The sequence below is a fragment of the Buttiauxella sp. S19-1 genome, from assembly GCF_022134725.1.
GTDB lineage: Bacteria > Pseudomonadota > Gammaproteobacteria > Enterobacterales > Enterobacteriaceae > Buttiauxella > Buttiauxella ferragutiae.
This window is the reverse complement of record NZ_JAHWLU010000176.1, coordinates 1-6,254: the sequence shown is the minus strand read 5'-3', so window position 1 is coordinate 6,254 and position 6,254 is coordinate 1. Positions and strand designations below refer to the sequence as shown.

5 protein-coding genes and 1 pseudogene are annotated in these 6,254 nt (G+C 51.7%); 1 reads left to right on the top strand and 5 read right to left on the bottom strand.

What is annotated here, in order from left to right:
• The 5 genes and pseudogenes from MES37_RS22945 to MES37_RS22925 all read right to left on the bottom strand — a co-directional run.
• A pseudogene (locus MES37_RS22945) lies at positions 1–498 on the bottom strand (xanthine permease); the annotation flags it as partial.
• A gap of 11 nt (positions 499–509) precedes the next feature.
• Entirely contained in the window at positions 510–1,922 is a 1,413-nt protein-coding gene (locus tag MES37_RS22940) for a DUF1116 domain-containing protein (RefSeq protein WP_237932709.1), read from the bottom strand.
• Positions 1,919–3,469, bottom strand: coding sequence for an acyl-CoA synthetase FdrA (fdrA, locus tag MES37_RS22935; protein ID WP_237932708.1), 1,551 nt, complete (start codon positions 3,467–3,469; stop codon positions 1,919–1,921). The genes MES37_RS22940 and fdrA overlap by 4 nt, the downstream gene beginning before the upstream one ends.
• Entirely contained in the window at positions 3,447–4,250 is an 804-nt protein-coding gene (locus MES37_RS22930) for a DUF2877 domain-containing protein (protein WP_237932707.1), read from the bottom strand. The genes fdrA and MES37_RS22930 overlap by 23 nt, the downstream gene beginning before the upstream one ends.
• A 125-nt stretch (positions 4,251–4,375) precedes the next feature.
• Positions 4,376–4,981, bottom strand: a complete 606-nt coding sequence (locus MES37_RS22925) for an ankyrin repeat domain-containing protein (protein WP_121814147.1) — start codon at positions 4,979–4,981, stop codon at positions 4,376–4,378.
• Between the two features lie 449 nt (positions 4,982–5,430).
• On the opposite strand from MES37_RS22925, the gene MES37_RS22920 reads away from it, so the two are divergent.
• Positions 5,431–6,254 (top strand): LysR substrate-binding domain-containing protein (locus MES37_RS22920; protein ID WP_237932706.1); only part of this gene is annotated, 824 nt, incomplete at its 3' end.

Below are 6,254 nucleotides of genomic sequence, written 5' to 3'. Positions count from 1 at the left end.
CTGCAGCATTGGGTTCATGGCCAGCAGCAACAAACCTAAGCCCGACAAACACGACAGCAGCACGGTACGCGGGATCATCTTGCGGATGGTTTCGCCGAGGAACGAACCGCCCACCAGAATCATCGCTTCAACAAAGCACCACACCAGGCCAATCTGAATGGCAAATTCGGCATCGCCGGTTTGCTGATAGACCGGCATCAGCACCAAAAATGTCACGGTAAAAATCGACGGCGCACTTGGCCCGGAAGGCAGCGCGGTCACGTCTTTACGCCCTGTCTCCTTCGCCAGTTGCAAACCAAACCACGCATAACACACGCTGGCGACCAGTACCGCCATCCCGAAGGCTGGCGCAATACGCCCATAAACAATTTCAGTAGGAATACCGACGACAAAAATCAGTAACCCCATCATGGTCAGCAAGTTGGTCAGGTTGTTGGTCATTAACCCGAAGTAAGCTGCCCAGTCACCACGTTTCCACTCCAGCTTTATGCTTTTCATCGCTGTTTCCCTCAGAAAGAGTAACGCTCGCTAAAGGCGAGCAGAGCCTTCTCAAAACATTCAAACGGCGGATGCACAATCCCGGCGCCAATCATGCCAATACCCGCGTCTTTGTGGGCAATGGCGGTGTTGATCACCGGCAGAATGCCGCTGTCGCCCACCCGCGTAATATCAATGGCAGTCGGGATACCCATAAACGACAACAATGGGATCGTGACATTAGGGTTTTCACCGAGCGTTATCTCGCGCATCTGGCGCGAGAAATCGATGGCTTCGTCCACCGTGCCACCCACCAGCGCGACAATCGCCGGAGCCGTTGCCATAGCAAATCCACCAATGCCGTAGGTTTCAGTAATTGCGCTGTCGCCAATATCGAGGCCAGAATCGGCAGGCTTATAACCGGCAAACATCGGGCCGATCACTTGCTGTGCCGGGCCGGTAAACCAGTGCCCAGGCAGGCCGCTGACGCGCAGGCCAAACTCAAAACCGTTACGAGCCATGGTGGTGACCACGGTGCTGTATTCGATGCCGTGTGCCGCGTCCATTGCAGCTTTGCACATCGCCATCCACGTCGGGCCGGAGAAGTAGTCACTGCTGGCGACAAAATCGAACACCTCTTTTTGCTGCGTCACAGTGAAGTTGGTTTGAATAATCCACGGCGTCAGCGCCTGAATCAGCAACGTGGTGCCCGCGTTGTTGCGGTTGTGGCACTCGTCGCCCATATGCAGCGCTTGCGCCAGCATCAAACGCAGGTCGATTTCACCGGCGAGCTTCATCGCATCACGCAGCATTGGGCCAAGTACATCGCGCATCCAGTTCAGACGGTCGATTACGCTCTGGTCGTTGGCCCCCATGCGCAAGATCTTCGCCATCTGCTCGCTGAGGTTGGTATACGCGCGATTGCCGTAAGTTTTGTTCTCAACGATGTGCATAAACATTGAGGCAGACGTCACGCCCGCCATCGAGCCCACGCAGTCGTGTTCGTGGCAAGGCGAGAAGATGATTTCACCGGAAGCGGCGAGTGTCGCGGCTTCATCGAGGTTTGCCGCCAGCCCTTCAAATACCAGTGCGCCAGTAACCGCGCCTTTCATCGCGCCACACATATCTTCCCAGGCGACAGGCGGCCCGGCATGCAAAATGGTGTTGCGCGTCATGCCGGGAACGACGTTAATCGCCTGGTCATAACCGACCAAAACAGGCTGCGACTGAATAATGCGTTCAACGGCCAGCTTGTTGGCCGCCGCTACTTTTTCCGCAAGCCCTGGCACGGCAATAGCATCCAGCGCCTTCACCACGGCGAGATTGCCCTGCCCCGGCGGTGTCCAGTCCAGTTGCGTGACGGGGACGTTCTGCTTTTTCAAATCGTCGCTAAACATCGCAATGCCGACGTTAATCACGTTCAGCGGTTGGTTGAACAGACTCATTGTGCTTTCTCCTTGCAGACAAACTCACGCGCCAGCAGACCGGTGTTGGTGCTGCTGCTTGCCCAGATAACACCTGCATCGGTCAGCATCTGGCACTGCTGTGCAAGCGAAGGGGTATCTAAATCGGTGCCCAGCACGTAGCCGAGAATTTCCAGATGCCGCCCGTCGCGTGCGGCAATGGCTTTCGCTTCTTTGATTGCATCGAGCATCACGCCGACCGGGTTTTCATGCGAGCCGTAACCGAGCACGAAATCCATCGCAATCACGCCCACCTGCGGGTCACGCGCTTCCTGCAACAGGCGGCTGATGCGGTTGGTTGGGTCAATCATCGGGTGCGGTTTGCCGTTGGTGAAATCGTCATCGCCGAAATCGAGGAAGGTGTGAGCAACGCTGACATTCACGTCTTTAAGGCGATATTCCGGGTTGGGCTGAATATTGCTGTAAACGTCCGGGTATTTTTCCAGTGCCGCGAACATCGCTTCGTCGCACAAGGTGCCGCCGCAGAACAGCGCACGAATGTATTTCTGCTCGGGCTTCAGGCGTGCGCGCACTTCTTCAATCAGCGGCCAGTTGAGCGGATGTAAATCGAGTGACTCTTTTTTGATACCGGTCAGCAGAACGGCTTTCAGCGCCGCCTCTTTGGTGGCGCGAGCAAACTGTAAACCGGGTTCATCTTCTCGGGCATCTTTGGTGCCAAGGAAGCAGACCACTACTGGCTTGCGGCACGCTTTCGCCCGCTCCAGCACTTTACGCGCCACGGATTCAGCAGGCGGCTTAGAGACCAGCACAATCACTTCCGTTTGCGCGTCATCTTCCAGCATCCCTATCGCATCGAGCATCATGATGCCGCCGATTTTCTCGCTTAAGTCACGCCCGCCGGTGCCAATAAGCTGGGAAACACCGCCGCCAAACTCATGAATACGCACGCTTAATTCCTGGCTGCCGGTACCAGATGCGCCAACAATACCAATCGAGCCACGGCGCACCGCGTTGCCAAAGCACAACGCTGCGCCGTTGATAATCGCCGTACCGCAATCCGGCCCCATCAGCAGCAGCCCTTTGCTATGAGCGAGTTGTTTCAGTGCCAGTTCGTCATCCAAAGAAACGTTATCGGAAAACAGCATCACGTTGAGATTGTTTTCCAGTGCCTGGCGCGCTTCGCGGGCGGCAAATGCACCGTTGACGGAAATTACCGCGAGGTTACTTTCAGGGACGTTGTTGTGTGCGCTGGCAATCGTGGCATAGCGTGCTTCGTGACGAGAACCGCCGCTGTCTTTGCGGGTGAACAACTCTTCGATGGCTTCAAGCGTGGCAACGTTCGCCGCATCGCTCGCCCCTTTGATAACGATCATCAGGTCGCCATTTTTGGCCTGTTCCAGTTCATCATTTAACAAGCCGAGGTTTTTCAGCACCCCTTTGTTCATCTCGGTGGCCATCGCTACAAACGCCTGTTCAACCCCGTCAAGCTGGTTAGCTTTGGTTGAAATAGACATCAGTGAGACAGAATCAAAATAGGTATTCTTTTTAATCACAATCCTGGTTGACATGATTTCCTCCGTCAGGTCGGGTCATCGCGAAGGCGTCCGCCATGCCGCAAAGCATGTCGCATCCTGAACTTGACCCTATTTTTTTAATTTCATTAATAAACTGCTGAATAGGTTTTTGCTCACCATTAATTACGTGATAAAGAAACTCGTGAATACTTTCACGGAAACGTTGTTCAATGGCTTCGCGCAGCGTAATAACACTGAGCAATGTTGTTTTATTTTTTCTTCGTGCTAATACAGAAATAAATAGCGAGCGATAATGTTGCGCCGGATGCCCGTCAATAAATAACACCGCACTTAACCCCGTGAGATAATCATCTCCGGACGGCGTCAACCCAACTCCCAACCCCAGCAATGCGGTCATTTCATTTTCAATCGCGGAACAGTTTCCTTCCTGTAGCGCTAAAATAAGTTTCGCCCGATGCAATTGCAGTAAACGGCTCATTTCCTGATAAAAAATATTATCGCTGCGAAAATAAAATAACGACGAACTGTGTTTCACACTGGCCTGGATGATTTGTGCAACAGTTTGCCAGTCTATTTCCTGTATTCGTTGTGGGTTTAAATAAAGTGCATCGGGTTGCCAGCGTGTGCAGCGTGATAAATCGATGCGTTTATCGTCGCCAATATCAATGCCACTACGGTGAAAATTGACCCGTTCACCGGGCTGGAAGAAAGGCTGGCAATGCTTAAGTGCTAAACGGCAGCTGTTTGGCGCGTTATCACAATCGATGCTCAACAAGGTGAACATCTGTTGCTGTTCTGGGAAGTGAATATTCACCGCCCTGGAGAACACCTGCTCAACATATCCATTTGTCAGAACAGAGTTTAGAAACGCGCTATCTGCCGTTTGAGCAAAGAAACACTGCCGCTGAATATAGCCTGCGATAGTGCATCTCCTGTGTTTTATGCTCCGGCTTTCACCAGCAGTTCGGCAATCTCGTGGTAACCTTTTTCACGCGCCAGCGTCAGTGGGGATTTGCCGTATTTATCGGTCATGTGCGGGTTAGCGCCATGCTCAAGAAGTAGCTTGACGATCTCTTGCTGTTTAGCACCGCCGTCATTCAGCACAATGGCTTCGAGCAACGGTGTCCAGCCAACAAAGTTAGTGTGGTTGACATTAATTTCAGTGCGCGTCACTAATTCACGGACAATTTCAACATGACCTTTTTCACTGGCCGGGGTAATACCCACACCACCAAAGCGAGATAAACAGTTCAGGTCTGGATTAGCCGGTAAAATTAAACGCAGCAACGTTAAGTCATTATTCAGGCAACTTAACAGGAAGGGGTTAAAACAGGTTTGGTCTTGCTTATTAACATCCGCACCCGCTGAGATTAAATACTCAACGCAATCATATTTCTTATGCAAGCTGGCGAGTGTAATTGCGGTGCGCCCCTGACGGTTTGTGGCATTAATATCCACCCCATCATTAAGACATTGTTTTATATTTTCCAGCTGGCCATGTTCGGCGGCATTTAGAAATTCGGCAATCAGTTCTTTCTGAGACATATCCATACTCCGATACTTTGCTATTGCTGATGAACTGAGAATAGCAACACTCAAGTCGCTTTAACATCCGTTTAAAAATCATTCATCGTTAATGACAACATTATTGAATTAAACTCAACAATGTGAGAAAAATGTGGGTTAGCGCAATCTTTTACCTATGATAAAACCTGTTTCTGATGGCTTTAGTCCCCACTGGCGAGCGTGCCACGAGGCCTTGCCAAACGCGGGGAAAATGGGATTGAAGAAGTGTGATACTCTTCAAATCAGTTGTAACGGCAGTGTTAAATATGGTTCAAGACTGGGGTGCGGATCATAAGGATTACAAATACATTCAACAATAGAGTTGGGTGGGTGTCGGATGACGCTTCGCTTATCCGATCTACGAAATGGGTTGTTGTAGGGTGGATAAGCACAGCGTCATCCACCAAAAGGACACAGTGGAGCGGCACATGAATTCCATTTTTACCGAAGAGAACCTGCTTGCCTTTACCACCGCAGCGCGGCTTTCAAGCTTTAGCAAGGCGGCCGTAGAGTTAGATGTCACCACGTCGGCCATCAGTTACACCATTAAAAGAATCGAGACTTACCTGGACGTGGTGCTGTTTGTGCGTAACACGCGCAGCATCGAATTAACCGAATCCGGGTACTATTTCTATCGCAAAGCCACCGAGTTGCTGAATGACTTTCATGCCATCAAGCGCGGCGTCGATACCATTTCTCAAGGGATTGAGGTCAAGGTTCGTATCTGTATTAATCAGTTACTCTACACCCCACGCCACACCGCAAAGCTGCTGCAAATTCTCAAAAAACAGTTCCCGACCTGCCTGATTACTATTACCACCGAGGTGTACAACGGCGTCTGGGACGCGATTATTAATAACCAGGCTAATATCGCGATTGGCGCACCAGATACGCTGTTGGATGGCGGCGGTATCGACTACACCGAAATTGGCGCGATCCGCTGGGAGTTCGCCATCGCCCCGACTCACCCGCTGGCGTTTATGCCGGAGCCGATTGCTGAAAGCCAGTTGCGCCTGTATCCGAATATCATGGTGGAAGACACCGCACTGACGCTGAATAAAAAAGTGGGCTGGCTCCTGCACGGCCAGGAAGCGATTCTGGTGCCGGACTTTAATACCAAATGCCAGTGCCAAATTCTGGGTGAAGGTGTGGGTTTTTTGCCTGATTATATGGTGCGTGAAGCACAGGAAAGTGGCCTGTTAGTCACCAAGCAGATAAGCAACCCGCGCCAGGATTCGCGAATGCTGCTCGC